At 73.1% G+C, this 25,232-nt stretch carries 22 protein-coding genes and 1 pseudogene; 10 read left to right on the top strand and 13 right to left on the bottom strand.

Annotated features, from left to right (window positions below):
* The first annotated feature begins 28 nt into the window (after window positions 1-28).
* Both MUY22_RS32955 and MUY22_RS32950 read left to right on the top strand, forming a co-directional pair.
* On the top strand, window positions 29-1,126 hold the full coding sequence (locus MUY22_RS32955; RefSeq protein WP_247051068.1) for a ferredoxin reductase: 1,098 nt from the start codon (window positions 29-31) through the stop codon (window positions 1,124-1,126).
* A 31-nt stretch (window positions 1,127-1,157) separates the two neighbouring features.
* A complete protein-coding gene (locus MUY22_RS32950; protein ID WP_247051067.1) occupies window positions 1,158-2,441 on the top strand; it encodes an acyl-CoA desaturase in 1,284 nt (427 codons plus the stop codon).
* Window positions 2,442-2,471: 30 nt separating this feature from the next.
* On the opposite strand, the pseudogene MUY22_RS49820 reads toward MUY22_RS32950, so the two are convergent.
* Window positions 2,472-2,663: pseudogene (locus MUY22_RS49820) on the bottom strand (hypothetical protein); the annotation flags it as partial.
* A 67-nt stretch (window positions 2,664-2,730) separates the two neighbouring features.
* Here MUY22_RS49820 and MUY22_RS32945 point away from each other — a divergent pair.
* Window positions 2,731-3,891 (top strand): alpha/beta fold hydrolase, encoded by a 1,161-nt coding sequence (locus MUY22_RS32945; RefSeq protein ID WP_247051066.1) that lies wholly within the window; start codon window positions 2,731-2,733, stop codon window positions 3,889-3,891.
* Window positions 3,888-4,505 carry a hypothetical protein gene (locus MUY22_RS32940; RefSeq protein ID WP_247051065.1) on the top strand — a complete coding sequence of 206 codons (618 nt, stop codon included), beginning with the start codon at window positions 3,888-3,890 and terminating at the stop codon, window positions 4,503-4,505. The genes MUY22_RS32945 and MUY22_RS32940 overlap by 4 nt, the downstream gene beginning before the upstream one ends.
* A 7-nt stretch (window positions 4,506-4,512) precedes the next feature.
* Here MUY22_RS32940 and MUY22_RS32935 read toward each other — a convergent pair whose 3' ends face one another.
* The gene (locus MUY22_RS32935) at window positions 4,513-4,962 is read right to left on the bottom strand and encodes a MarR family winged helix-turn-helix transcriptional regulator (RefSeq protein ID WP_247051064.1); all 450 of its coding nucleotides are present in this window, start codon (window positions 4,960-4,962) and stop codon (window positions 4,513-4,515) included.
* Between the two features lie 113 nt (window positions 4,963-5,075).
* On the opposite strand from MUY22_RS32935, the gene MUY22_RS32930 reads away from it, so the two are divergent.
* Both MUY22_RS32930 and MUY22_RS49530 read left to right on the top strand, forming a co-directional pair.
* Window positions 5,076-7,502, top strand: a complete 2,427-nt coding sequence (locus MUY22_RS32930; RefSeq protein ID WP_247051063.1) for an FUSC family protein — start codon at window positions 5,076-5,078, stop codon at window positions 7,500-7,502.
* 34 nt (window positions 7,503-7,536) lie between these two features.
* Window positions 7,537-7,671, top strand: a complete 135-nt coding sequence (locus MUY22_RS49530) for a hypothetical protein (RefSeq protein WP_256476013.1) — start codon at window positions 7,537-7,539, stop codon at window positions 7,669-7,671.
* On the opposite strand, the gene MUY22_RS32925 is transcribed toward MUY22_RS49530, so the two are convergent.
* The 9 genes from MUY22_RS32925 to MUY22_RS32875 all read right to left on the bottom strand — a co-directional run bounded on the left by MUY22_RS32925 (window position 7,668) and on the right by MUY22_RS32875 (window position 18,074).
* Entirely contained in the window at window positions 7,668-8,078 is a 411-nt protein-coding gene (locus MUY22_RS32925) for an STAS domain-containing protein (RefSeq protein WP_247051062.1), read from the bottom strand. The two genes, MUY22_RS49530 and MUY22_RS32925, sit on opposite strands and share 4 nt — an antisense overlap.
* A 202-nt stretch (window positions 8,079-8,280) precedes the next feature.
* Complete coding sequence (locus MUY22_RS32920) at window positions 8,281-10,413, bottom strand: SpoIIE family protein phosphatase (protein WP_247051061.1); 2,133 nt, start codon at window positions 10,411-10,413, stop codon at window positions 8,281-8,283.
* Window positions 10,414-10,583: 170 nt separating this feature from the next.
* The gene (locus tag MUY22_RS32915; protein ID WP_247051060.1) at window positions 10,584-11,552 is read right to left on the bottom strand and encodes a glycine betaine ABC transporter substrate-binding protein; all 969 of its coding nucleotides are present in this window, start codon (window positions 11,550-11,552) and stop codon (window positions 10,584-10,586) included.
* Between the two features lie 27 nt (window positions 11,553-11,579).
* On the bottom strand, window positions 11,580-13,964 hold the full coding sequence (locus tag MUY22_RS49815) for an ABC transporter permease subunit (RefSeq protein ID WP_371827516.1): 2,385 nt from the start codon (window positions 13,962-13,964) through the stop codon (window positions 11,580-11,582).
* Window positions 13,965-14,110: 146 nt separating this feature from the next.
* Entirely contained in the window at window positions 14,111-14,878 is a 768-nt protein-coding gene (locus MUY22_RS32895; RefSeq protein WP_247051059.1) for a sigma-70 family RNA polymerase sigma factor, read from the bottom strand.
* 265 nt (window positions 14,879-15,143) lie between these two features.
* Window positions 15,144-15,710 (bottom strand): SRPBCC family protein, encoded by a 567-nt coding sequence (locus MUY22_RS32890; RefSeq protein WP_247051058.1) that lies wholly within the window; start codon window positions 15,708-15,710, stop codon window positions 15,144-15,146.
* Between the two features lie 98 nt (window positions 15,711-15,808).
* Window positions 15,809-16,396: an ABC transporter permease gene (locus tag MUY22_RS32885; protein WP_247051057.1), complete on the bottom strand. Its 588-nt coding sequence runs from the start codon at window positions 16,394-16,396 to the stop codon at window positions 15,809-15,811.
* The gene (locus MUY22_RS32880) at window positions 16,393-17,025 is read right to left on the bottom strand and encodes a TetR/AcrR family transcriptional regulator (protein ID WP_247051056.1); all 633 of its coding nucleotides are present in this window, start codon (window positions 17,023-17,025) and stop codon (window positions 16,393-16,395) included. Before MUY22_RS32880 ends, MUY22_RS32885 begins: the two co-directional genes overlap by 4 nt.
* On the bottom strand, window positions 17,022-18,074 hold the full coding sequence (locus MUY22_RS32875) for a medium chain dehydrogenase/reductase family protein (RefSeq protein WP_247051055.1): 1,053 nt from the start codon (window positions 18,072-18,074) through the stop codon (window positions 17,022-17,024). Before MUY22_RS32875 ends, MUY22_RS32880 begins: the two co-directional genes overlap by 4 nt.
* 106 nt (window positions 18,075-18,180) lie before the next feature.
* Here MUY22_RS32875 and MUY22_RS32870 point away from each other — a divergent pair, with 106 nt between their 5' ends.
* From MUY22_RS32870 to MUY22_RS32860, 3 genes are all read left to right on the top strand, one after another.
* On the top strand, window positions 18,181-18,813 hold the full coding sequence (locus tag MUY22_RS32870; RefSeq protein WP_247051054.1) for a TetR/AcrR family transcriptional regulator: 633 nt from the start codon (window positions 18,181-18,183) through the stop codon (window positions 18,811-18,813).
* A gap of 61 nt (window positions 18,814-18,874) precedes the next feature.
* Window positions 18,875-20,848 (top strand): hypothetical protein, encoded by a 1,974-nt coding sequence (locus MUY22_RS32865; RefSeq protein ID WP_247051053.1) that lies wholly within the window; start codon window positions 18,875-18,877, stop codon window positions 20,846-20,848.
* 2 nt (window positions 20,849-20,850) lie between these two features.
* Window positions 20,851-22,413 carry a hypothetical protein gene (locus MUY22_RS32860; protein ID WP_247051052.1) on the top strand — a complete coding sequence of 521 codons (1,563 nt, stop codon included), beginning with the start codon at window positions 20,851-20,853 and terminating at the stop codon, window positions 22,411-22,413.
* Between the two features lie 4 nt (window positions 22,414-22,417).
* On the opposite strand, the gene MUY22_RS32855 is transcribed toward MUY22_RS32860, so the two are convergent.
* Entirely contained in the window at window positions 22,418-22,966 is a 549-nt protein-coding gene (locus tag MUY22_RS32855; protein WP_247051051.1) for a TetR/AcrR family transcriptional regulator, read from the bottom strand.
* Window positions 22,967-23,076: 110 nt separating this feature from the next.
* On the opposite strand from MUY22_RS32855, the gene MUY22_RS32850 reads away from it, so the two are divergent.
* Window positions 23,077-24,090, top strand: coding sequence for an NADP-dependent oxidoreductase (locus MUY22_RS32850; RefSeq protein WP_247051050.1), 1,014 nt, complete (start codon window positions 23,077-23,079; stop codon window positions 24,088-24,090).
* A 128-nt stretch (window positions 24,091-24,218) separates the two neighbouring features.
* Here MUY22_RS32850 and MUY22_RS32845 read toward each other — a convergent pair whose 3' ends face one another.
* A complete protein-coding gene (locus tag MUY22_RS32845) occupies window positions 24,219-25,040 on the bottom strand; it encodes a MerR family transcriptional regulator (RefSeq protein WP_247051049.1) in 822 nt (273 codons plus the stop codon).
* Between the last annotated feature and the right edge of the window lie 192 nt (window positions 25,041-25,232).

Here is a 25,232-nt window from a genome sequence, read left to right as displayed (position 1 = left end):
CCGCCGGCCGCGAGCGGGGCGGTGCCTGATGGCCGAAGTGGGAATGCGGCCCCCGGCGTCGCCGTTGCGGCGCCGCGCCTTGCGTGCCGTGCGCTGGCTGTTCACCCCGTTGCGGGCGGACGACTACCTCGAGCTGATCAACCCCCTCTGGTCGACCCGCGAGCTGCGCGGCCGCGTCGAGCGCGTCGTCCCCGAACGGGGTGACGCCGCCACCGTGCTGATCCGGCCGGGGTTCGACTGGGTCGGGCACCGGCCCGGGCAGTACGTCCGGCTGGGCGTGGTCATCGACGGCGTCCACCACTGGCGCGCGTACTCGCTGACGTCGAGCCCGGACCGCGCGGACGGGCTCATCTCGGTCACCCCCAAGAAGGTCGACGGCGGGGTCGTCTCGCCGTACCTGGTCGAGCGGGCCCGGCCCGGCGAGGTCGTGCGGCTCGGCGAGGTCGAAGGGGCGTTCACCCTGCCGGACCGGCTCGACCGCGGCCTGCTGTTCGTCACGGCGGGCAGTGGCATCACGCCGGTGATGAGCATGCTGCGTCACCTGGGCCCGGGTCCCGGCCTGCGCGACGTCGTCCACGTGCACTCGGCGCGCGAGACCGACGGCGTCACCTTCGGCGACGAGCTGGCGGGGCTGGAAAAGCAGCACGAGGGCTTTCGCCTGGAGCTGCGCATCACCAGCCGCGACGGCCGGTTCTCCCCCGCCGACCTGGACGCCCTGTGCCCGGACTGGCGCGACCGCGACACCTACGCCTGCGGACCCGGCGAGCTGCTCGACGCGCTGCAGGCGCACTGGAAGAGCCACGGCGACGTCGAACGGCTGCACCACGAACGGTTCCAGCCGATCGTCGGGGGCGACGCCGCCGACGGCGCGGGCGGCACCGTGCGGTTCGCGCACCGCAACGTCGACGCGGACTGCCCGCCCGGCACGCCGATCCTGGTCGCGGGCGAGAACGCGGGCGTCGACATGCCCTTCGGGTGCCGGGTCGGGGTCTGCCACACCTGCGTGCTGCCGATCCGGGACGGCCGGATCCGCGACCTGCGCACCAACGTCGTCAGCCAGCTGACCAACGAGATCGTGCGGACCTGCGTGAACGGCGCCGAAGGCCCGGTCACGGTCGAACTCTGAACGGCCGAACTCTGAGCGGAGAGAGGAACTCATGTCCACGCAGACGGCTCAGTCCCCGGAAGTCGCCCACCCGTTCGCGCACCTGAGCGCGCACCAGCTCGACGAACTCGCCCGCGAGTTCGACGCCATCCACGACCAGGTCCGCGGTGATCTGGGCGAGCGCGACCGCCGCTACATCAAGGGCGTCATCAAGCTGCACCGCCAGATCGCGGTGGCCGGCCGGGCGCTGCTGCTCGGCTCCCGGTCCAAGCCGGCGTGGCTGGCGGGCACCGGTTGCCTGGCCGTCGCGAAGATCCTGGAGAACATGGAGATCGGGCACAACGTCCTGCACGGCCAGTGGGACTGGATGAACGACCCCTACATCCATTCGTCCACCTGGGACTGGGACACCGCCTCGACGGCGGCGGCGTGGAAGCACTCCCACAACTTCGTCCACCACACCTACACCAACATCCGCGGCAAGGACAAAGATCTCGGGTACGAGATCATGCGCATCGACCCGCACCAGAAGTGGCACCCGGCGTACCTGGCGCAGCCGCTGTACAACCTGCTGCTGATGGCTTTCTTCGAGTGGGGTGTCGCACTCCACGACCTCGACGTCGAAGCCATCCGCTCCGGCGAGAAGCCGATGAAGGACGTGTGGCACGACATCAAGGGCATCTCCGGCAAGGCCCGCGACCAGATCCTGAAGGACTACGTCGGCTGGCCGCTCGTGAGCGCCCTCGCCGCGACAGCCGTGGGGCGGCTCGCGCGACCCGAACCCCGCTCCCGGCTGCGGGTCCTGGCGGACCGGGCCGGTGGCCGGCGCCGCAAGGGCGCGGTGCGCGCCCAGCTCGAGGCGATCCGCGCGGAAGGCGGCGGCACGTTCGCCGCGACGTTCTGGGCGAACTTCACGGCCAACATCATCCGCAACCTGTGGGCGCACTCGATCATCTTCTGCGGCCACTTCCCGGACCAGACCTACACGTTCGGCCAGGACGAGGTCCGCGACGAGACCCGCGGCGGCTGGTACGTCCGGCAGCTCGTCGGCGCGGCGAACATCACCGGCTCCCCGCTGTTCCACCTGATGAGCGGGAACCTCGGGTACCAGGTCGAGCACCACCTGTTTCCGGACATGCCCAGCAGCCGCTACGCCGAGATCGCCCCGCAGGTCCGCGAGATCTGCCGGCGCTACGGCCTGCCGTACAACACCGGGCCGTTCTCCCGCCAGCTCGGCACGGTGCACCGCACGATCCTGCGGCTCGCCTTCCCGGGCGGCAAGCCCCGCCCGAAGCCGGGGCCGTACCCGGGCGACGAGGTGGAGCGCGCCGCCTAACCCGAGCGCACCGCGTGGGACGAGGTCGGCCGCGGCCGCGGCTTCCTGGCCGCTGCGGTAGCGGCCGGCCCGTCGGCCGGCGGTGGAGACCGGCACCTGGAACCGTTGCGCGGCTCGCCACAGCGGCCGGCCCTCGTCGACGACACGGCCGGCCAGGCGCAGCCTGCCGGTCGGGTCGGCGGTGTCGCACCGATCGCCCCCGAGCGGGAATACATCCGACACTTAGTCACTTTTCATGACTATCAAGGTTCCGATCTATCTGGCCGGACCGAGGCATGAGGAGCTGATGATGTCGGTCATCGAGATGACCACCTTCACGGTGGCCCCCGAGAAGACGCAGGCGATGCTGGACGCGCGCCCCGGCATGGTGGCGGCGTTCCGCGACGACCGGCGCGGGTTCCTGGCGGCCCGGCTGGTGCGCCTCGACGAGAGCACGTGGCTCGACTTCGTCGAGTGGGCCGACGACGCCGCCTGGGACGAGTCGAAGGCCAAGGGTGCGAACCGGCCCGCGATCGGCGCCTTCTTCGCCACGATCGGCACCCTGGTCGGCGCCGAACGCGGCGCGCGTTACGACGACGCCGAGGACGGGCCGCGCCGGGTCCGCACCGTCGCCTACGGACCCGAACCCTCGCAGGTCGGCGAGCTGTACCGGCCCGAGGGCGACGGCCCGTTCCCGGTCGTGGTCGTCGTCCACGGCGGCTACTGGTCGGCCATGTGGGACCGCCGGCAGATGACCGGCGTCGTCGACGACCTCGTCGGCCGCGGGTACGCCGTCTGGAACATCGAGTACCGGCGGATCGGCGAGGCCGGCGGCGGCTGGCCCGGCACCTTCCTCGACGTCGCCGCCGCCGTCGACGCGCTCGACGGCCTGGACCCGGCGCTCGACACCGGCCGCGTCGTGCTGCTCGGGCACTCCGCGGGCGGGCACCTGGCGACGTGGGCCGCGCACCGCGGCGTGCTCCCGCCGGAGGCCCCCGGCGCCGGGCCGAAGATCGTCCCGGCCGGCCTGGTCACGCTGGCCGGCGCGCTCGACCTCGAGACCGCCGACGCCACCGCCTTCGGCGCGGACCTCGCCGATCCGGCCGCCGAGCCACCGAAGGACGCGCCCGAGCCGGCCTGGCCCGAAGCCTGGCCCGCGGTCGCGGCGGCCGCCGGCGACGGGATCGTGCGGCTCCTGCTGGGCGGCCACGTCGCCGAACGGCCCGAGCGCTACGCCTGGACGTCGCCGCTCGCGCTGCCCGACGCCGGCGTGCCGGTGCTCGCCGTCCACGGCACCGCCGACGAGGCCGTGCCCGCCGAGTGGAGCCGCCGCTACGCCGAGAAAGTCACCGGCCGCTACGTCGAGGTCGAGGGCGGCACCCACTTCGACGTCGTCCACCCGGGCCACCCGGTCTGGGCCACCGTCACCGGCTGGATCCACGAGACCGTCACGAACAAGGAGCAGGCATGACCCTCGACCACGAAGCCGTCTTCGAGCAGGCGTGGGCCGCGCCGGGCACCACGCCGGTGGAACTGCCGGCGGTGCCGGTGAACGACGTGCTGCGCGAGCGCTACGACGTCCGGCCGCCGTTCGCCTACACCGGCGCGCAGCTGTGGGACATGGAGACGCGCAAGGCCGCCGCGCCGGACAAGTACATCCCGACCGTGGTGCGGCCGGGCAGCGCCGAGAAGTTCCCGAGCGTGCGCCACGGCCGGTTCGAGGACTTCACCAGGGTGTCCGACCAGCGCCTGTGGGCCGACCCGGAGCACTACGCGACGATCATCGAGCACGTGCGCCTCGACCACGAGCACCGGCGCGCGTTCTTCCTCGGCGCCGAGCGGTTCGAGGCCCCGGACGGCCGGGTCTTCACCGCCGGTACCGGCCAGCCGCTCTTCCACGTCGAGCACTCCGTGGCCGGCCCCGAGGACGCCCCGCTCAACCTCTGGCGGATCGTCCACCTGACCACCACACCGGACCAGGCCCTGGTGGACGCCTTCGACCGGCTGGCGGCCGATCGCTACCTGCGGGTGTTCGTCGAGGTCCACCTCCGCGCCGACCTCGGGCGGGAGCTGGTCCGCCGCTGACCCGGGCTCAGTCCGGCAGCAGGCTCACGTCGTAGTGGCGGGCGACGGCCTGGTTGTAGCGGGCGAACGACTCCCCGATCACCCGCAGCTCGTCCTCCGGCGCGCCGTCGAACATCACGGCCAGGTTGTCGCGGCGGCGGTCGTGGACGCGGCGGGCGCGCAGCCGCCCCTCCGCGGTCGCCACGACGATGCCGCGGCGGCGGTCCGCCGGGGCCGGGGTCCGCTCGACCAGGCCGGCCGCCGTCATCGCCGCCACCTGGCGGCCCACCGTGGACGGGTCCAGGCCGAGCCGCGTCGCCAGCGTGGTGATGTCGGCCGGCCCGGTCACTTCGAGCGTGCGCAGCAGGAGGTAGCCCGCGCGGTCGAGCTCGTCGTAGATGTCGGTGCGGCGGCTGAGCAGCTCGAAGTTGCGCACCATGACCGCGGTGTGGGCCTCGATGAGGTCGAGCGCGTCCATCACGTGAACCTACCTTCCGGCCGATTGCCCGGCCGCAAGGCATATCGGTATCATACCGGTAATTATCGGCATGATACCGATATCCGCGACCGGGGGTAGGAGAAATCACTCGAATGGGACGCGCGTCGACGGCGATGCACCGGATCAGGGACAAGGCGAGGGGCTCGGACCCGGGGCTGACCCGGTTGTGGAGCGCGGTCTCGGCGGCCGTCGCCATGACGACCGGGCTGGCCGTCGAGTACGTCTTCGCGACGCTGACCGGGGCCGCGCCGCAGGCCACCCTGGTCGCGGTCCTGCTCGGCGCCATCACCGCGATGATGGGCTCGATGGCCCTGAGCGGCACCGGGGTGTGGCCGAAGGTCCGCACCGCCGCGCTGTTCCCGGTGGCGATGGGGCTCGGGATGGCGCTCGGGATCGCGGTCGCGCCGCACACCGACCTCATGCTCGCGGTGTTCGTCGTCGTGATGTTCACCGCTGTGTTCGTCCGGCGGTTCGGCGTGCCGTTCTTCTTCTACGGCTTCATGGTCTGGATGGGCTACTTCTTCGCCGCGTTCCTGCACGCGACGCTCGACGGGTTGCCCGCCATGCTCCTCGCCGTCGTGATCGCGACCGTCTGGGTGCTGCTGCTGTCGCTGACCGTGTTGCGTGGCAACCCTTCCCGCACGCTGGCCCGCACGCGCCGCGCGTTCGGCGCCCGGGCCCGCACGGTCGTCCGGCTCTGCGCGACCCTCCTGGAGGACGGCCCCGACGAGCGGCTCACCCGGCGGATCCACGCGGCGCAGGCCCGGCTCGCCGAGTCCGCGCTGATGATCGAGGCGTGGTCGGCCGAGGTCCCGGTGCTGCCCGGCGCCGTCCCGGCGGCGTCGATCCGGCGCACGACGATGGACGCGCAGCTCGCGATCGACCTGCTCGTCACCGCCTGCGCGCAGCTGGGCCCCGGCGACGCGCCGGACCTGGTGACCCGCGCGGCCCACCTGCTGGACCTGTTCGCCCGCAACGACTACGCCACCGCCGGGCGCACGGCCGAGGCCCTCCTGGCCCAGGCGGGCGGCTCCCCCGTCCGGCTGGTGGCCGTCGCGGTCACCGACTACCTCGACGTCGTCCGCCGCGCCGGCCAGGACGGCTTCGCCGGCACCGGCGACTTCGAGCCCGCCGTGTCGATCGCGCTCGGCGCACTGCCCGGGTCCGCGGCCGCGGCCGGCGACGTCGAACCCCGCGGCGGCGCGTGGAACCCGTTGCGCCGCCTCGACTTCACGACCCGCCAGGCCGTGCAGGTGGCCGTGGCGGGCGGGCTCGCGATCGTGCTCGGGCGGCTGCTTTCCGAGCAGCGCTACTACTGGGCGGTGATCGCCGCGTTCGTCGCGTTCACCGGCACGGCGACCCGGTCGGAGGTGTTCCTCAAGTCGGTCAACCGCGTGGCGGGCACCCTGGTCGGGCTGGGTGCGGGCATCGGGCTCGCGCACCTGACGGCCGGGCACCCGGCGGCGGTGCTCGCGGTGATCGTCGGCAGCATGTTCTGCGGCTTCTACCTGCAACGGCTGTCCTACGCCTACATGATCTTCTTCGTCACGATCATGGTCAGCCAGCTCTACAGCGTGCTCAACGAGTTCTCGACGGGCCTGCTCGTGCTGCGGCTGGAGGAGACGGCGATCGGCGCGGCCGTCGGCGTCGGGGTCGGCTTGGTGCTGACGCCGCTGAGCACCCGCGACACCGTCCGCACCACCCACCGCGCCCTGGCGCGCACGCTGTCCGAGCTGTTGACCGCCGCGGCGGACCGGATCGAGGGCCACGCGGGCGTCCTCGACCTCGACGCCCGGGTCCGCGTCCTGGACAACGACCTGCGCCAGCTGCGGCTCGTGGCCGCGCCGCTGGTGGCCGCCGTGCCGTGGGGTGGCGGGTCCCGCACCACCCGGCACCGGCTGACGCTGGCCGCCACGCTGGTGCAGCACACCCACCGGCTGGTCGCCGTCCTGCGCCGCGGCCGCGCGGGCGACCGGTCCCTGGCCGCACCCGCCCGGGCCCTGGCCGACGTCGCGACGGCCGTCGCCGACCCCGGCGACGCGGACCTGACGGCGTTGCTGGGCCTCGTGGAGGCCGCCCTCGCGCAGCACTGCTCCCCCGCGGACGAGCCCGTCCTGGTCGAGCTGATCCACCTGCGCCGGCTGCTGCACGAGATCGCCACCGGCGACGAGCCGGGCCTGCTCCCCGAGCCGGCCGTCCCGGGCACCGGCGCGATCACCGGCCGCGTCCACGACGCGGCCGGGGCGCCGCTGGCGGAGGCGACCCTGACCCTGGTCGACGCGCACGGCAGGCAGACCGCCCGGGCGACGTCGGCAGCCGACGGGGGCTTCACGCTGCAGGCCCCGCGAGCGGGCTCCTACGTCCTGATCACGGCCGCGGGCCGGCACCGCCCGGCCGCCACGACGGTACTGGCCCGCCACGGCCGCGAAGTGGTGCAGGACATCTGGCTGACGGCGGCCCGGCCCCAGACCGCCCCGGCCCGCCGCCCGTGCCACCGCCACGACGTCCGGCTCCACTGACGGGCGGGAGGCGTCACGACAGCACGACGCGCGGATGCCGCGCGCTGGCCACCCGCTGCGGATGCTCGAACTGCCGCAGGCGGACGGCCCGGCGACCGCGACCGGGCCGGGCAGGCGGGTCGGCGAAAGCTCGGGACCACCAGCCGGCTACCGCCGGGACGCGGCCTAGCTTTCGGTCACCGGCTCGGCCAGCTGGGGCAGCAGCTCGAGCCACGCGAGCGCCTGGCCGAGGTCGCCGTGCACCGGCAGCTCCCGCTCCAGCCCCAGCGCCGTCAGCGGGCGCAGGACGGCGCTGCTGCGGGTCACGATCGCGAACGGGATCCCGGCGGCCTTCGCGTCGGCGGCGGTCGTCACCAGGATGGTCACGGTGCGCGCCGAGCAGAACGTCACCGCCGTCGCGTCGAACACCATCGCCGCCGGGCCCAGGCCGAGCTCGCGGTGCAGCAGTGCGGCGAGCCGGCCGGTGACGGTCAGGTCGAGTTCACCGGCCGCCGCCAGGACGGTCGCGCCGGCGCTGGTCGTGATGCGGAAGCACGCGGTCGATCCGGACGGGTCGGGCGACCGGGTTTCGGACACTGCGGAGGGCCTCCTCGGGGGGACCGTGAGGCCAAACCACAGGGGCACCAGTCCGGTCGCACGCCGGCCCCAGGCGGGGACCGCGGGTTCGGGGTGCGACGGCTCCCGGGCGGAACCGCTGCCTCATGACGGTACAGCCGTGCCACGTCCGACGCAGCACCGTCCCGGTGAGTGGATGACCAACCGTCGTTCCGGGCGTCGGTCAGTCACGGGCGGTGATGATCAGGGCGGCCTGGTCGTCGGCCGCCTCGGCTTCGCCGGTGAACGCCCGGACGGCGGCCGTGATCGCGTGCAGGAGCTGCCGGGCGGTCGCGTGGCGGGGCGCGGCGGCCACCGCGTCGACGAGCCGCCGGTCGCCGAACTCTTCCCGGCCCGGGTCGCGGGCTTCGAGGAAGCCGTCGGTGAGCAGGATGAGGCTTTCGTGCGGCCGCAGCCGGATCCGCCGCTCGGTGAGCCGCGGTGTGGTGTGGATGCCCAGCAGGCGGCCGGGGATGTCCAGCTCCTGGATGCGGTGGTCGGCGTCGAGCAGCAGGGGCAGGTTGTGGCCGGCCCGGATGAGGTCGAGGACGAGCCCGTCGGCGTCGCGGGCGAGGTGGCCGTAGACGAGCGTCGCGAAGTCGGTTCCGTGCGCGTGCGGCCGGTTGCTGAGCGCGGTGTCGATGGCGGTGACCACGGCGGTCGGGTCCCGCAGCAGCGGCGCGACGGCGCGGGCCGTGTGCCGGATCAGCGCGGTCGTGGTCGCCGCGTTGGCGCCCCGCCCGCAGACGTCGCCGAGCATGAACGCCCACGTGCTCTCGTCCAGCTCGAAGACGTCGTAGAAGTCGCCGCCGATCTCGAGGCCTTCGCCCGCCGGGTGGTAGAAGGTGGCGAGCTCGGTGCCGGGCACCTCGGGCAGGTCGGGCATGAGCAGGCCGGCCTGCAGGTCGCGGGCGAGCCGGACCCGCTGGCGGTACTGGCGGGCGCTGCGGGCGGCCGACGCCGCGCGCCGGGCGAGCTCTTCGACCAGCGTGACGGCGTGCTCGTCGAACGGGTGGTCACCGGTGGTGAACAGGGTCACCGCGCCGAAGGTGTGCCCACGCTCGGTGAGGGGGACGCACAGGGACTCGGTGAAGCCCGGCCCCGCCGCGCGCACGGTCCGCCCCGAGGACAGCACGCTCGCGACGGTGCCGCCGATCTCCAGGTCCGGCTCGGCGGGCGACGGGTCCGCGGCGGCCTGGGCGACCCGGCGCAGGTGGCCGTCTTCGACGATGTCGACGACCGCCAGCGGAGCGAGCTTGGGGACGTAGAGGTCCGCGAGCCGCTGCAGGGTCTGGACGTGGTCCAGATCCGCGGCGAGGGCGGTGCTGGCGTGGAGCAGGAACGCCAGGTCGTCGCGGATCGCCCGTTCCTTCTCCTCGGCGACCAGCCGGGCCCGCTCGGCCTCGTGCCGTTCGATGGCCAGTGCGGCCGTCTCGGCGAACAGGCGGGCGAGGGCCAGGTCGTTGGCCTGCGGGGCGCGGGGCGCGCGGTGGTACATGGCGAACGTGCCGAGCAGCCGGCCGTCGCGGGCGAGGATGGGCGTCGACCAGCAGGCCGCCAGCCCGGCGCGGCCGGCCAGGTCCCGGAAGTCGGCCCAGAACGGGTCTTCGCCGATGTCGGTGACGATCACCGTCTGCCGGCGGTGGGCGGCGGTGCCGCACGAGCCGACGCCTTCACCGGTGGCGATCCCGTCGATGGCCTCGTTGTAGAAGCCCGGCAGGCTGGGCGCCGCGCCGTGGCGCAGGTGGCGGCCGTCCGGGTCGGCGAGCAGCACGGAGACGAGCACGTCCGGCGTGAGGTGCTCGATGGTGGCGGCCATGCCGTCGAGCACGTCGGCCAGCGGGGCCTGCCGGGCGATCTGCTCGAGGAGCGCGCGGTGCTCGGCGGTGAGCCGCTGCGCGTGCTTGATCTGGGTGGTTTCGACGCCGATGACGCGGACGCCGGTCACCGCGCCGGCGGCGTCCCGGCGGGGCTCGTAGGTGAAGTCGAAGAACGCTTCCCGGACGTCGGTCCCGGTCCCCAGCAGCACCCGGGCGTCGCGGCCGGTGAACGGCTGCCCGGTGCGGTAGACGCGGTCGAGCTGGTCGAGCAGGCCCTGCCCGGTCAGCTCCGGCACGAGCTCCCCGAGCGGGCGGCCGGCGGGCAGCCGGCCGGCACTGCCGACGGCCTTGCCGAACGCGGGGTTCGCGGCCTCCAGCACGTGGGCGGGCCCGCTCAGCGAGGCGAACAACGCGGTGGACTGACCGAACAGGTCCCGCAGGTCGGCGTCCGCCGGGGCCGGGTCGCCGGCCGTCCGGCCGGCGCTCGCTGAAGACATCGGCCCGCTCTCGCTTCCGTTGGTACCTGAAATCCGGTCAGGCGCTGAGCGGTCCGGCCCGCTCGTCAACGGTGTGCCTGTCTCCTCAAGCCTGGTCGACACGTGACGCCCACCACGGTGCGCGTCACCCGCCGCTCGAAGCATACCGACCGCCCCGCCGGCGGGTCGGTTCAGCTGATGAAGCCCGCCGCCTTCAGCCAGTCGTGGGCCACCGTGGCGGGCTTCCGGCCGTCCACGCTGACCTGCTTGTTCAGGTCCGTGAGCGTCGCGGTGTCGAGCTTCGCGGCGATCGGCGTGAAGACCTGCTCCAGCTGCGGGTACTTCCGGGCGATCGCCGAGGCGATCGAGATGGCGGGGTTGTAGGTCGGGAAGAAGTGCTTGTCGTCGTCGAGCACGGTCAGCTTCTGCCCGGCCACGCGCCCGTCGGTGGAGGCGACCGAGCCGAAGCCGCAGGGGTCGCCCTTGCCGATGCTGGTGTAGACGACGGCGTCGTTCAGCACGTGCACCTGGGCTTCGGGCAAGGTGAACCCGTAGGTCTTCGCCACGCCCGGGAAGCCGTCGTCCCGGCTCTTGAACTCCGGGCCGATGCAGGTCGAGGCCGCGGCCGGGTCCTTCCGCGCGAGCGCCGCGTAGTCCGAGATCGTCTTGACGCCGGTCTTGGCGAGGGCCGCCGGGTTGCCGGCGAGGGCGTAGGTGTCGTTGGCCGGCGAACGGGACCACCAGGTGACCTGGTTCGCCGCGTCGGCCTGCTTCACCGCGTCGTACTGCGCCTGCGGGTCGGCGATCGGCTCGGTCTGCTTGAGGTAGCTGATCCAGGCGGTGCCGGTGTACTCCCAGTACAGGTCGATCGCGCCGCTGGTGAGCGCCTGACGGACGTTGCTCGAACCGGTGATGTTGGTCTTGTCCTGCGGGCTCGCCCCGGCCGCCTGCAGCGCGACGATCGCGATCTGGCCGAGCAGCAGCTGCTCGTCGAACTCCTTGGAGCCGACGCGGATCTGCGCGCCGCTCAGCGCGTCGATCTTCTTGATGGACCCCGCGCCCACCTGGGCGCCGGTCTCGTCCTTGCCGATCGTGCACCCGGCCGTGAGCGCCGCCGCCGCGACGAACGCGAGGACGGCGGCTGTCGTGCGCTGGAGCATGGGTGGGGCCTCCTTGACGTGGTGGAGCTACATGCCGCGCGGGTGCAGGACCTCCTCGGCGACCAGGCCCAGCCAGTCGGCGAAGAGCGCCAGCGCGGCGACGACGATGCCGAAGGTCAGGCTCAGGATCGGGCGGTACAGCCCGATCCCGGCGACGAGCCCGCCGCCGAGACCGCCGCCGTCGATGAAGGTGGCCAGCGTCGCGCTCGCGACGGTGAGCACCAGCGCCGTCCGGATCCCGGCGAGGATCACCGGGACGGCCAGCGGCAGCTCGATCCGCCACAGGATCGCCGTCTTCGTCATGCCCATGCCCCGCGCGGCGTCCACGAGGGTCGGGTCGACGCCGTCGAGCCCGACGATCGTGTTGCGCAGCACCGGCAACGTCGCGTAGACGACCAGCGCCGCCACCGCCGTGGCGGTGCCGGTGCCGGTCCAGAGCGCGAGCAGCACGACGAGCCCGATCGACGGGATCGCCTGGCCGAGGTTGCCCAGGCCCAGCCCGGCCGGGCGGGCCCAGCGGGCGCCCGCGCGGGTGAGCAGGACGCCGAGCGGGAGGGCGATGACGATGGTGCAGACCGTCGAGATCAGCGTGAGCCGCAGGTGCGCGCCCAATTCGGTGAAGATCTCGCCGGCGTTGAGGTAGCGCTGTTCGATCGAGTCGAGCGGCTGCGCACGTACGATCAGGAAGAGCGCCAGCAGGCCGACGGCGAGCAGGACCGGGCGCACCAGCAGCCCGAGCCGGCTTCGGGACCGTTCGGGCGCCTCGGTCTCCGGACGCGGATCGGGCGCTCCCCCGTCGTCCGGGATCGCGGGCGCGGGCGTCCCTTCCGCGGGCCGGAGCGCCGCGATCAGGCGCGGCACGTCGCACACGCCCAGGGCGCGCTCGCCTTCGGTGACGACGACGGCGGTGCTTCCGGTGCGCACCATGGTGTCCAGCGCGTCCCGCAGGGTGGCCCGGTGCGAGACCGCGGGCAGGCCGTCCGCCGGCGCGGCGAGGTCGAGGTCCGCCAGCGGGATCAGCGCGAGCCGCTTCAGGTTCCGCTTCGAGCCGGCGAAGGCGGCGACGTAGTCGTCGGCCGGCGCGGCGAGGATCGCCTGGGGCGTGTCGTACTGCGCGAGCACCGAACGCGGCCGCAGCACGGCGATCCGGTCGCCGAGCTTGAGCGCCTCGTCGAAGTCGTGCGTGACGAACACGATCGTCTTGCGCACGTCCCGTTGCAGGCGCAGGAACTCGTCCTGCAGCCGGGCGCGGGTGATCGGGTCGGTGGAGCCGAACGGCTCGTCCATCAGCAGCACCGGCGGGTCCGCGGCCATCGCCCGCGCGACGCCGACGCGCTGCTGCTGGCCGCCGGAAAGCTCGCGCGGGTACCGGGTTCCGTGCTCGCGGGTCAGGCCGACGACGTCGAGCAGCTCGCCCACGCGGGCGGCGACGCGGCGCCGGGTCCAGCCGAGCACCCGCGGCACCACGCCGATGTTGGCGTCCACCCGCAGGTGCGGGAAGAGCCCGACCTGCTGGATGACGTACCCGGTGTGGCGCCGGTGTTCGTCGAGGTCGAGGGCCGAGACGTCGGTGCCGCCGACCGTGACGGCACCCGAGGTGGGCTCGACGAGCCGGTTGATCATCCGCATGGTCGTCGTCTTGCCGCACCCGGACGGCCCGGTCAGCACGACGATCTCGCCCGCGGGGATCCGCATCGTGAGGCGGTCGACCGCGGGCGCCGCCCGGCCGGGGTACCGCTTGCTCAGGTCCCGCAGCTCGATCGTCTCGCCGGCGGTGCCCGCCGCGTCGGCCGACGCCGCCGCCTCCCGGGCGAGCGGACGTCGCCACGTCGTCAGCTTGCCGACCAGCACGAACGCCAGGTCGAACAGCAGCGCCAGCACCATGATCCCGAGCGTCCCGGTCAGCACCTGGTTCAGCGAGTTCACCGAGCCGAACCGGCCGAGGCCGTCGAAGATCTCGTTGCCGAGCCCGGGGCCCTTGACGTACGCGCCGATGGCCGCGATCCCGATGGTGATCTGCGTCGAGACGCGGATGCCGGAGAGGATCACCGGCCAGGCGAGCGGCAGCCGCACACGCCACAGCAGCCGCGCCCGGCCGAGTCCCATCCCGCGGGCGGCGTCCACCACCGCCGGGTCGACCCCGCGCAGCCCGACGATCGTGTTGCGCGTGATCGGCAGGAGCGCGTAGAGCACCAGCGCGCACAGGACGTTCGTCAGCCCGAGCCCGAACGGGCCGATCAGGATGCCCAGCAACGCGATCGACGGGATGGTCAGGAACGCCGCGGTCGTCGTGGTCGCGAGCGAGCCGAGCCACCGCCGCCGGTAGGTGAGCAGCCCGAGCGTCATCCCGATCAGCACGGCCAGCGCCATCGCCGCGAGGGTGAGGTCCACGTGGAGGATCGCGTCGTTCACGACGTCGATCCAGTTCTCGCGGAGGTAGTCGGAAAGGCTCAGGACCGCGCTCCTCGGGCGTCGAGGGGCGGAAATTCACCGACCGCCCCAGTCCGGCTCGGACCCCCAACCCCAGCACGTCGGCGGGTTCCTGTCCACCGCCCCGATCAGGCCGCGACGTGCGCGACCGCGGCGGGCAGCTCCTCGTTGAGCCGCCGGAGACTCGCGACCAGCTCCTGGCAGTCCGCGCAGCCGTCGAGGTGCGTCCGGATCCGGCTCGCCTTGTGGTGCCCGATCCCGTCGCGCACCCACCGGCCCAGCTGGCCGCCGACGTCGCGGCAGTTCCGCCGCTGCGACGCCGGGACGTGCTGGTCCAGATAGGCCTGACGCAGCCCCTCCCGGGCGCGGTAGGCCAGCGCCGCGACGCTGTTCGGCGACATCCCCAGGTCCCGCGCGATCCGCGCCGGCGACTCGCCCTCGATCTCCGTGCGCCACAACACGGTCCGCCACCGCTCGGGCAGGCCGGCGAACGCGGCCGCGGCGACGGTGGCGTGCAGCCGGCTGCCCACCTGCTCGTCGCTTCCCGCGCTCGGCAGCACGTCCGGCACCTCGGCGACCACCGAGACGGACGCGTCGTGCCGGCGCCAAGTGATCATCGTGTTCCGGATCGTGGCGAGGAGATAGGGCCGGAAATCCTCGTTCGGCCCCTCCCCCGAGCGCAGAATCCGTAGTACGCGGGTGAATCCTTCGGCGATCAGGTCGTCCCGCTCCGCCGCGTCGGCCGCGATCGCGGCCGCCACCCGGCGGGCGGCGACGTAGTGCCGGTCGTACAGCCGGCCGTACGCCGCGACGTCCCCGCCGCGCACCGCTTCGATCAGGACCGCGTCGTCCGGGACATCCCTCGTCCCGGCCTCCGCCGGTACCACGTCGGTCACCGCTCCCCCTCGCCCATGCTCTTGCTCATGCCCTTGCCCGTGCCGCTGCTCACGCTCTTGCACGTGCAGATTGATCCGAGATACTCACCCAACGAGGGAGCGGGCGCAAGGTTTCGGCGCCAGGTCCCGGTTTCTTCCGGAACAGACGCCGTAAAACCGGAGTTTGTCAGGCGCGGCGGGTTCGGACGCGCATTCGCCGGCCGGGCGATGACGGTAAAAATACCGGCAGCCCCCTTTTCGGAAGGCCACCGGTATTCCCCGGAGATCAGTGACAGCCGGACCGCGCCTCGGCGGTGTCCCGCAACCGGTGCACCCAGTCGGCGAGGCCTTGGTCGAGGCTGCTTTGATTACCGGGAACGTCGGCTTCGACCGGCGGGCCCGCCCAGGATTCCTCGGTGGTCGCGAGCACGCCGTCCTTCGTCTGCTTGAACGTCCACAAGTGCACGCCGGTGATCCCGTTCACGGGCGCGCCCCACGCGGTGCACCCCAACGGCTTCACGGTCTTGATCGTCGACACGGCGTGCATGTTCTGCGGCGACCAGGAGAACACCGAGCCCGGTCGCAGCGGCCCCGGCGTTTCCTTGTGCGCGGGGGCGATCTCCGGGATCCAGCTCTGCCAGTGGTCGATGTCCGTGTGCAGCCGCCAGATCTCCGCCAGCGGCGCCTTGATGAGCGCACTCGCCCGGCTGACCACCGGCGCGGTCTTGTCGACGGTGACGCCCCGGCAGTCCTGGAAGGTCCCGGAACTCGCCGAAGCGACCGACTGCGCGGACAGCGTCACCGCCGCGCCGAGGGTCACGACGCCGATACCGCGAAGAATGGTGTTGGTCATGATCAGTCCTTTTCGATCGTGGGGAAAGTGGTGACGGCCCGGCGGACGCCGGAAACGTCGAAACTGTCGAACAACAATTCGAGCAGCGAAAACGTCACTCAACGGTTCGCGCCTTCGGCGAGCCGGCGGTGTTCGAGGACGGTCGCGACCGCGTAACCGCCACCTCCGGCCACAGCGAGGACCCAGAACAGCCCGGGCGTGCCGAAGGCGAGCGAGGCGGTGGAGACCAGGGCGAGCCAGCTGCCGAGGCCGTAGTGCAGGACGTTGCGGCGCACGGCGCCTTCGCCCAGGTAGAGCAGGCCGACGACGAGGCCGGAGCCGGCGGGCCAGAGCACGGTGGCCAGGTCCGGTGAGTCCATTGTGGACGTCAGGCCGGTGATGGCGAGGAAGAGCGCCGTGAAGCCGCCGACCCAGGACAGGCCGAGGAGCCGGCCGCTGAGGACGTCGGCGCCGCCGCGCTGGGCCCGGGCCGCGGCGAGGGTGGCGAACACGGTGCCGGCGGCGAGACCGAGCCCGAGCAGGGTCATCGGCAGCCACCCGGGCAGCCGGACCAGCGGGTCGTCGCCCCCGGACACGGCGGCGGCGCCGTGGCCGAAGACGTAGGCGAGGCCGAAGCTGAGGTAGGTGGCGCGGTTGTCGGTGTCCCCGGCGCGGGCGACCGGGGCGGTGGCGATGGCGGTGGTCATGACGGGAGTCCTCCGGAAGTGAGGTGGGACAGGGGGAACGCGATCCGCTCGACGATGTCGGCGGGCCACGGGAAGACGTCGGTGACGGCGCGCTGGTGGGCGAGCCCGTGCAGGCCCAGCCACAGCGCGACCGCGTCGGCGGCGGGATCGGCGCTGGTGCAGTGCCCGGCGGCGACGCAGTCCGCGAGGCAGCCGGTCAGGACGCGCAGTGCTTCTTCGCCGAGGGCGGCCAGCTCGCCGGGCGCGGCCTCCGGGCTCCAGGTGCCGCCGAACATGGCGCCGTACCGCTCGGGGTGGTCCTGGGCGAAGCCGAGGTAGGCGTGGCAGACGGCGTGCAGCCGGTGCCGGGGATCGGGGCCCGCGTCGGCGAGGGCGGCCCGGGCCCGGCCGGACAGCTCGGCGAACCCCTGGCGGACGACGTCCAGCAGGATCGCGGGCCGGTCGGGGAAGTGGCGGTAGATCGAGGGCGCGGTGATCCCGGCGCGGCGGGCGACGGCGCGCAGGGTCACGGCCCGCGGGTCACCGCCGGCGTCGAGCAGGGCGGTCGCGGCGGCCAGGATCTCGGCGCGGAGCCGGCCGCCTTCCCCACGCCGGTTCCGCGAGCGGGGCGGACCGGCGCCCGGGGTCACGGCCGGCCCGGGTCCGCCACGATCACGACCTTGCCCGCGACGGTCCGCGACTCGGCGAGCGCCAGTGCCGCACCGGCGTCCGACAGCGGGAACTCCGCGGCGATCTGCGGGCGCAGGACGCCGCTTTCCACCAGCCGGAGCACCTGCGTGAGGTCCTCGCGCAGCCGGGCCCGGAAGGTGTTCAGGCGGCGCTTGCCCGCCCAGAAGTTGTAGAACCGCGCGCTCTTTCCGTTGGGCAGCAGGTTCCACAGCGCCAACCGGGCGAACAGCCTCAGCACCGGCAGCTGCGAGTTGCCTTCGGTGTCCTTGGACGCCGCGGTGCCGTACGACACCAGGGTTCCGCCGCGGCGCAGCAGCCGCCACGAGTCCGCCACGCCGGCCCCGCCGACGTGGTCGAACACCGCGTCCACGCCGTCCGGCGCGAGCTCGCGGAGCTTCCGGTACATCTCCGGGTCGTGGTAGTCGACCGGGGTCACGCCCAGCTCGCGCAGCGCCGCGTGGTGGCGCGGCGACGCCGTGCCGAGCACGGTGATCCCGGCGTGGCGGGCCAGCTGCGCGAGCGTGGAGCCGACGCCGCCATTGGCGCCCAGGACCACGATCGTCCCGCCGGCGCGCACGGTGGTGTTCCGGTGCAGCATCTGCCAGGCCGTGACGCCGTTGACCGCGACGGTCTCGGCGGCGGCCGCGGAAACGCCGTCCGGCACCGCCACCAGGTCCGCGGCGGCCAGCACCTGGGCGCTGGCCCAGCTGCCGACCTTGGTGACCGCGGCGAACCGGCGGCCGGTCAGGGCCGGGTCGACGTCCGGGCCGGTCGCGGTGACCGTGCCGACGACGTCGTAGCCGGGGACGAACGGGAACGGTGGCTGGCTGAAGTACTTCCCGAGCCGCATCTGCTGCTCGGCGAAGGACACGCCGGTCGCGTCCATGCTCAGGACGACCTGGCCCGCGGCCGGCGCCGGGAGGGTGCGGGTGCGGATCTCCAAGCCGGTGACCTCGACCTTGCCCGGCAGGACGACCTCGGTGGCGGTGGTGACAGTGGTGGTTCCCATGGCTGATCCCTCTCGGCTCGCTGTGCTTACAGCCGTAACCCTACGAGCGTTAGCGTACTGAGCGCAAGAGCTAACGCTTGTAAGTTTCATGGCGTAAACTGACGGCATGGACACCGAAGGCACCGCGACCCGCACCCGCAACCGCCGCGGCGAGGGCGCCCGCCTGCGCGACGAGATCGTGGCGGCGGCGGTCGAGCTGCTCGACGAGACGGGCGACGAAAGCGCCATCACCCTGCGCTCGGTCGCGCGGCACGTCGGGATCGCCGCGCCGTCGATCTACCGCCACTTCCCCGACCAGCCCGCGATCATGCTGGCCGTCGTCCGCAACGCCTTCGCCGAATTGGACGTCGAACTCCGCACGGCCCGGGACGCCGCGACCGGCCCCCGGCAGCGGCTGGTCGCGATCTGCGACAGCTACCTCGGCTACGCGCAGGCCCACCCCGGGCGCTACCGCACGATGTTCGGCGGGCTCTGGATGCCCGACCTGACCGACAGCTCCCTGACCGAGACCGACCTGGCCACCCTGGGCCGGGCGAGCATGGAGCTGCTCCACGACGCCCTCGCGGACTGCGTGAGCGCCGGCGTCGCCACCAGCACCGACCTCGCGGCCGACACCGTCGCGCTGTGGGTCGGCGTGCACGGACTGGCCCACCAGCGCGGTGTGTCCCCCGCGTTCGTGTGGCCGCCGGACATCGCCGGCCGCGTCGTCACCTCACTGGCGCACCTGAGCGCGGACTGAGTTTCCGCCCAGTACCGGCGTTTTCTCGTATCAACGCGCCCCACCTCCTACTCTCAGTGGGGTGGACGGCATCGACAGTCTCCGGCACGCGATCGAAACCATTCCCATTCCCGGCGCCCCACCGCGGCTGTCCCGCCAGGGCGCGGCGGTCGGGCTGGCGCTGCTGGACACCTCGCTGCGGCTCAACCACGTGCGCCGGCTGACCGAACGGCTGACCGTCGTCGAGCACGGGACGGCGCGGCGCAGCACCGAGATCGACGTCAGCCTCAAGCTCCTCGACGAGGGCCAGCGCCAGGCCACCGCGCAGCTGCAGGACCTGATCGGCCAGGAACACGGCGAACGGGCCACCTCGCGACCGGCCCGGCAGCGTTCCCTGTGGGTGCCGCTGGCCCGGCTGCCGCGCCGCGACGTCTCCCCCGTCGACGTCTTCGACAGCTCGGGCCAGAAACTGCCGCGGCTCACCCAGCACGAGGCGTCGCGGCTGGTCGCCGCCGGGCTCTACCGGCTGCTGCGCGGGATCCTCGCCGGCGACGAGAACGCGCAGACCGCCAAGCACGAGCTGAACACCTTCCTGTTCCAGGTGCACGAACCGCGCTGGCTCATCCAGCAGGCGCTGCTGACCCTGCTCACCGAGCGGAACCACCCGGAGGAGGAGTTCGCGCTGGCCCCGGCCGGCGGCACGGTGCCCGGGTACGGCCGGCAGTGCCGGGAACTGGCGCTGGACATCCTCGCCGGCTGCGCCGATCTGCTCGTCGAGTACGCCTACCTGCTGAACGTCGCGGTACGCGACTACATGCTGGTGGTGGCGCTGGACGACTCGGTCGAGGAACACCGGCTCAGCTACGAAACGCCGCTGCACGTCGACGCGCGCCAGCCCGTCGCGAGGGAGCAGTGGCGGCGCCTGGCGTCGAGCCGCCGCGGCTACGTCGTGAGCTACGAGACGATGATCCCGGCGACGCTGAAGTCGTACCACCTGGTGGCCGGCACCGCGCCGGAGGCCGAGATCTCCCGGATGTACCTGTCCACCGACGCCGACCAGCACCAGGTGGACGGCCTGGTCGAAGACCTGGCTTCGCTGGCCGAACGGCAGGACGCCGCGCCGCTGCAGGAAGCCGACGGCGCCCGGCACAAGATCCTGGAGCTGCAGGCGCAGACCGTGCTGCGCCGGCTCGCGGACCTGGTGCGCCGCCGCAAGTGGGAGGCCGGCCAGTCCGGCGTCGAGCTGTCGCCGCGCAGCCTGCCGGCCTGCCACCGGCTCACCGCCGCGGCCACCACGGGCGAGGCCGTGCGGACGGACTCGGGTGAGCTCGACAACTCGCTGCGCCGGCACCCGGAGTTCACCGCCGCGAACCTCCGTGAGGCCGCCCAGGAGCTGACGGACCGGGAGTTCGGGCAGGACCTGGTGCTCGTCAACGGGATCGCCGACAACGAGGCGCGGGCGTACTGGCGCCGGTCGGGCGGCCGCGACGCGCGCGGCGACCACGTCCGGGTGCGCGCGACGCTGGTGCTCAAGGACTCCACGAAGTCCGGCCCGCTCAACGTGACGTTCTACGCGCTGGCCGTCGCGACGGTCTCGTTCGTGCTCGGCTGGATGCTGGTGGGCAGCCCGTGGTTCTACGGGCGGGCCGCCACCGAGGCGCTCGGCCACATCGGCGACGGCCAGTCCGTGATCACCATGCTGTTGCTGCTGCCGGGTTTCCTCTACAGCCGCTTGTCGCTGCCGCCGCGCCGCACCGTGCTCGGTTACCTCGGCACGCTGCCGCAGGCGCTCGTGCAGCTGAGCATCGCGGCCGTCGCCGGGTTCGCCGCGGCCGTCGCGACGCAGAGCCGGGGCGAGGTCGTGCAGGTCACGCTCACGATCGCCGTCGGGCTGCCGGTGCTGGCCGCGCTCGTGCTGTTCAGCCAGGTGTCGTGGCGGGTCTCGGCGATCCCGCTGTCCCGCATCGGGGCGCCGCGGTGGGCGGGCGCCGGGGCGTGGGACCGCCGCAAGCCGCTGGACGCCGACGTCCGGTTCGACTCGTCCGGGGGGTGGTGAGGGTGCGCAACCAGCGGATCTCCGTGCGGAACGTCGCCGACCTGGCCCGGGCCGGCTTCGAGATCGCGCGCCAGCCGGTGACCAAAGTGGACTTCGAGGTGCACCACGCGGCGGCCCGCCACGGCTACCTGCGCGAGCTCGTCTCCGACGACTCCGACACCACGATCTTCCTGGAGACGCTGTGCTCGGCCACGAACGGCGCCGGCGTCGTGATCGGCACCCGCACCCGAAAGCCGCTGGACGGCACCGAAGTCGTCGAACGCGTCGACGGCCAGCAGCCGGCCGAACGCCCGCAGCAGCGCCCGGGCGCCTGGGTGTTCCACCAGACGACCTCGCCCAACCCGACGTTCATCTACGAGTCCGCGCAGACGTTCGAGGGCCTGATCGGGATCGACCCGGGCGCGCAGGAGGTGTGCGAGTGGCACGGACTGGCCATCCGCGACCTGGCGAGCGAGATCTCCGACGCCGCGGCCGGGCTCATCGACGCGCCGCTGTTGTCGCTGCAGTGCCCGGCGCAGCTGCCGACGATCGTCAAGACCCGCAACCACGACCTGCGCACCCGCAAGGAGGCCGCGCCGCCGTGCGCGTCGCTGGCGGTCCGGTTCTCGATCGCGCTGCGGGACGCCTCCGCGGCCGCGCGGTTCGAGCTGGCCGACCGGTTCCGGGAGCTGTGCGAGAAGAACGGCTACAGCTTCTGGCTCGCCGACACGCGCCCGGGGCACCGGCAGGGCAACTGGTTCGAGGTCTACCACGCCGACGGCGAGTTCTCCCCGCTGTACAAGGGGGATCTCCGGTCCCGCCAGCGGGTCGGCACGTGCCTGCCGGTGACGTTCGTCGGGCCGGCGCGGATCGGCTCCACGCACGCGATCACGGCGTTCCTGCAGCGCTACCCGCAGGTGGGGGTGGTCGGCTGCGCCGGGACGACGTTGTCGGACGTCGCGTTCGTCCACCTGCAGCTGTCGATCCACGGCGTGGCCGCCGACCGGCTCAACCGCATCCTGGGCAAGCTGCTGGGCGAGCCCTCGACCCCGGCCCGGCCCTACAAGCTGCTGCGGGAGCTGTTCAAGCGGCTCGGCCTGCCACCGGACCCCGACGGCCCGGGCTCGGCCGCGCCGGACCCGACGGGCGACTACCAGACCTTCGCCGGCCCCGCGTTCGCCTACCGCCCGTTCCAGATGCCCGACTGCATGGCCGTGTGGGTGTCGTGGGAGATCGCCCGCCAGCACCAGGGTCTGGCCGCCCCGCTGGACTGCCTGTACCGCGCGCTGGCCCAGATCGCGCCGCGGGCGGAGGCGTGGCCGTCGGCGGCCGAGCAGACCACCGTCGAGTACCTCATCTGCCGCGCCACCGAGCAGTCGGTGGTCCGTGGCAAGGCGAAGCTGGCCGTGCCCAAGTCGGCCCTGCGCCAGTTCGCCTCGGGTGGCGCCGAGCTGCCCGCGTCGAAGCTGTGCGCGTCACTGGAGGAGGCGTGGAAGGCCCACGTGGACCAGTCCGGTGTGGACGGGGTGAGCGAGCTGACAGTGGCGTGGCGCGAATCCTGGCTCGGTCACTGGACCTACTCGTGAGGGGCTAGCCCTTCACCAGGACGGCGCCCATGACGACGCCGAAGAGGCGTTCGACGCGCGGTTCGAGCGCGGGCTGGTCGCCGAGCCAGGCCAGCGACGCGGCCAGGGCGAACAGGTCCGCGCCGTCGATGTCGGTCCGGGCCGCGCCCGCGGCCTGGGCCCGGGTGAGCAGCCGGGTGCCGGCCGCGCGCATCGTGACGCAGGAGTCGTGCAACGCGGACTCCGGGTCCTCGATGGCGTTCACCATCGACGTCACCACGCCGCGGTAGTTCGTCGTGCACGCGACGAAATCGCGCAGCCACGCCAGCAGCGCGTCCGCGGGCGGGCTCGCGGTCTCGACCTCGGCCGCTTTCGCCGTCAGCTCGTCGAAACCGGTGCGCAGCAAGGCTTCCAGCAACGACTCGCGCGTCGGGAAGTGCCGCAGCAGGGTCGCGAGCCCGACCCCGGCCCGGCGGGCGATGTCGCGCATCGAGGCGTCGACGCCGTGCTCGGTGATGACGGTGCCCGCGACGACGAGCAGGTGGTCGTGGTTCGCCTTGGCGTCCGCCCGCATCTCCGCCTCCTTTGACATCCGGACCACTGATCCGCATAATCGGATCAGTGGTCCACATAAGTGGATCGTTGATCCGTTCAGCGTACCCGGTGCGCAGACAGGAGAACGCCGTGTCACCACGGACGATGAAGGCGATCCGGTTGCACGAGTTCGGCGGGCCCGAGGTCCTGCGGTACGACGACGTGCCGGTGCCCGAGCCGGGGCCGGGTGAGGTGCTCGTGCGCGTCCACGCGGTCGGCGTCAATCCCCCCGACTGGTACGCCCGCGAGGGGATGCCGGACGTGCCGCCCGAGCTGAAACCGCCGTTTTCGCTGCCGCTGATCCCGGGGACGGACGTGTCGGGTGTCGTCGAAGCCGTCGCCGACGACGTCGAGGCGTTCGCCGCCGGCGACGAAGTGCTCGGTCTCCTCCGCTTCCCGGCCAGCCTGCAAGGCGCCGCGTACGCGGAGTACGTGACCGCGCCGGCCACCGACCTCGCCCGCAAACCGGCCGGCGTCGACCACGTCGCCGCCGCCGGCCTGGCCATGGCGGGGCTGACCGCGTGGCAGTTCCTGATCGAGCTCGGCCACGACCACCCGTCGCCGTTCCAGGCGGCCCGGCACCGCCCACTGCCCCTCGGCGCGGACACCACGGTGCTCGTCAACGGCGCCGCGGGCGGCGTCGGGCACCTGGCCCTGCAGCTGGCGAAGTGGCGCGGCGCGCACGTCATCGCCGTCGCCTCGGGCACGCACGAGGCGTTCCTGCGGGAGCTCGGCGCGGACGAGTTCCTCGACTACCAGAAGGTCCGGCCCGAGGAGGTCGCCCGGGACCTCGACCTGGTGCTGGACACCGTCGGCGGCCCGGACAGCCGGCGGTTCCTGCGCACCCTCAAGCGCGGCGGCGCGCTGTACCCGGTGTACTTCGGCGAGTTCGACGACGAGGAGAACGAGAAGCTGGGCGTCACGGTCACGGCCACCCAGGTCCGCTCGAACGGCGCGCAGCTCGCCGAACTGGCGCGCCTGCTCGACGCCGGCACGATCCGCGTCGCGATCGACAGCACGTTCCCGCTGGAGAAGGCGGCCGCGGCGCACGAGCGGGCGGCGCGGGGGCACCTCCGGGGCAAGATCGTCCTCACCGTCGACTGAAGCGGCCGGCCAGACCGGCTCGGCGTCGCCACGGCGCTCGCCGCGGAAGGGGTGCGCGTGACCATGGTCGAGCGCCGCGAGGATCGTGACGACGGCGAATCCGCTGCTCGCCGCGTTCCGGCGCAGTCCTAAGCCCGGTCGGAGCGGAAGATCGGCCAGCCGACCTCGGTCCGCCACTCGGCTTCGGCGGACGTCTCGATCGGGTCCCGCAGGTAGTACTCCCGCAGCGGCCCTTCGACGCCGATCTCGTGCCGGGCGGCGTAGGTGCCCAGGTCGCCGTAGGTGAGGTCGATGTCGTTCAGCTGCCCTTGGTGCACCGCGATCGCCAGTTCGGCCGGCGGGACGACGAACGCCGTGACCCGCCCGACCGGGCGGAGGCCGGCCTCGACGGGGACGAACACCACGGCCCCGCCCCGCTCGTGTTCGTACAGGTCGCTGTCGAACAGGCCGCCGCTGGGCCCGGTGCGGCGCAGGTGCTGCGCGCCGATGACGCCGTTCAGCTCCCCCAGCGCGCCCTGCCACCAGCTCAGCACGTCGGCGCGGTCGATGACGGCCCGGATCCCGATGGCCGGCTGGGCCGGCACGGACCGGTGCTCGATCACCGGACCGCCGGGAGCCCGCCGCAGGAGGTCACGCAGGTCGTCGACCGCCGCCCGCGCTTCGACGAGCTTCGTCTCCAGGCGGTCCAGGTGCGCGCTGATCAGCTTGTTGCGGTCGGCGACCGCGCCGGCGGCCAGGACGGCCTTGACGTCGGCGACCGGCATGTCGAGGCCGCGCAGGCGGCGGATCACCTGCGCCGCGGGCACCTGCTCGAGGGAGTAGTACCGGTACCCGGTCGCCGGGTCGACGTCGGCCGGTTCGAGCAGCCCGACGTCGTGGTAGTGACGCAGGGTCTTCGCGCTGAGGTGCGTCACCCGGGAGAACTCGCCGACCGTCAGACCTGCTCGCATGGCGCTCATTCTGAACCTTCCCCCGGCCGGAAGGTCCACCCGCCGGTCGCCCCTTGTCCCTCCCCCGGCCGCCGGGCCCAGCATCACCGGTACCGGCCACCGCGGCCGGCTCCCGGCGGAAGGACGAAGTCATGGACAGCACCGCACTTCCCGGCGTCATCGCCACGCACATCGCGGCGCCCTACTGAGAAC

The sequence above is a fragment of the Amycolatopsis sp. WQ 127309 genome, from assembly GCF_023023025.1.
Taxonomy (GTDB): Bacteria; Actinomycetota; Actinomycetes; order Mycobacteriales; family Pseudonocardiaceae; genus Amycolatopsis.
This window is presented reverse-complemented; position numbering and strand designations above follow the sequence as displayed.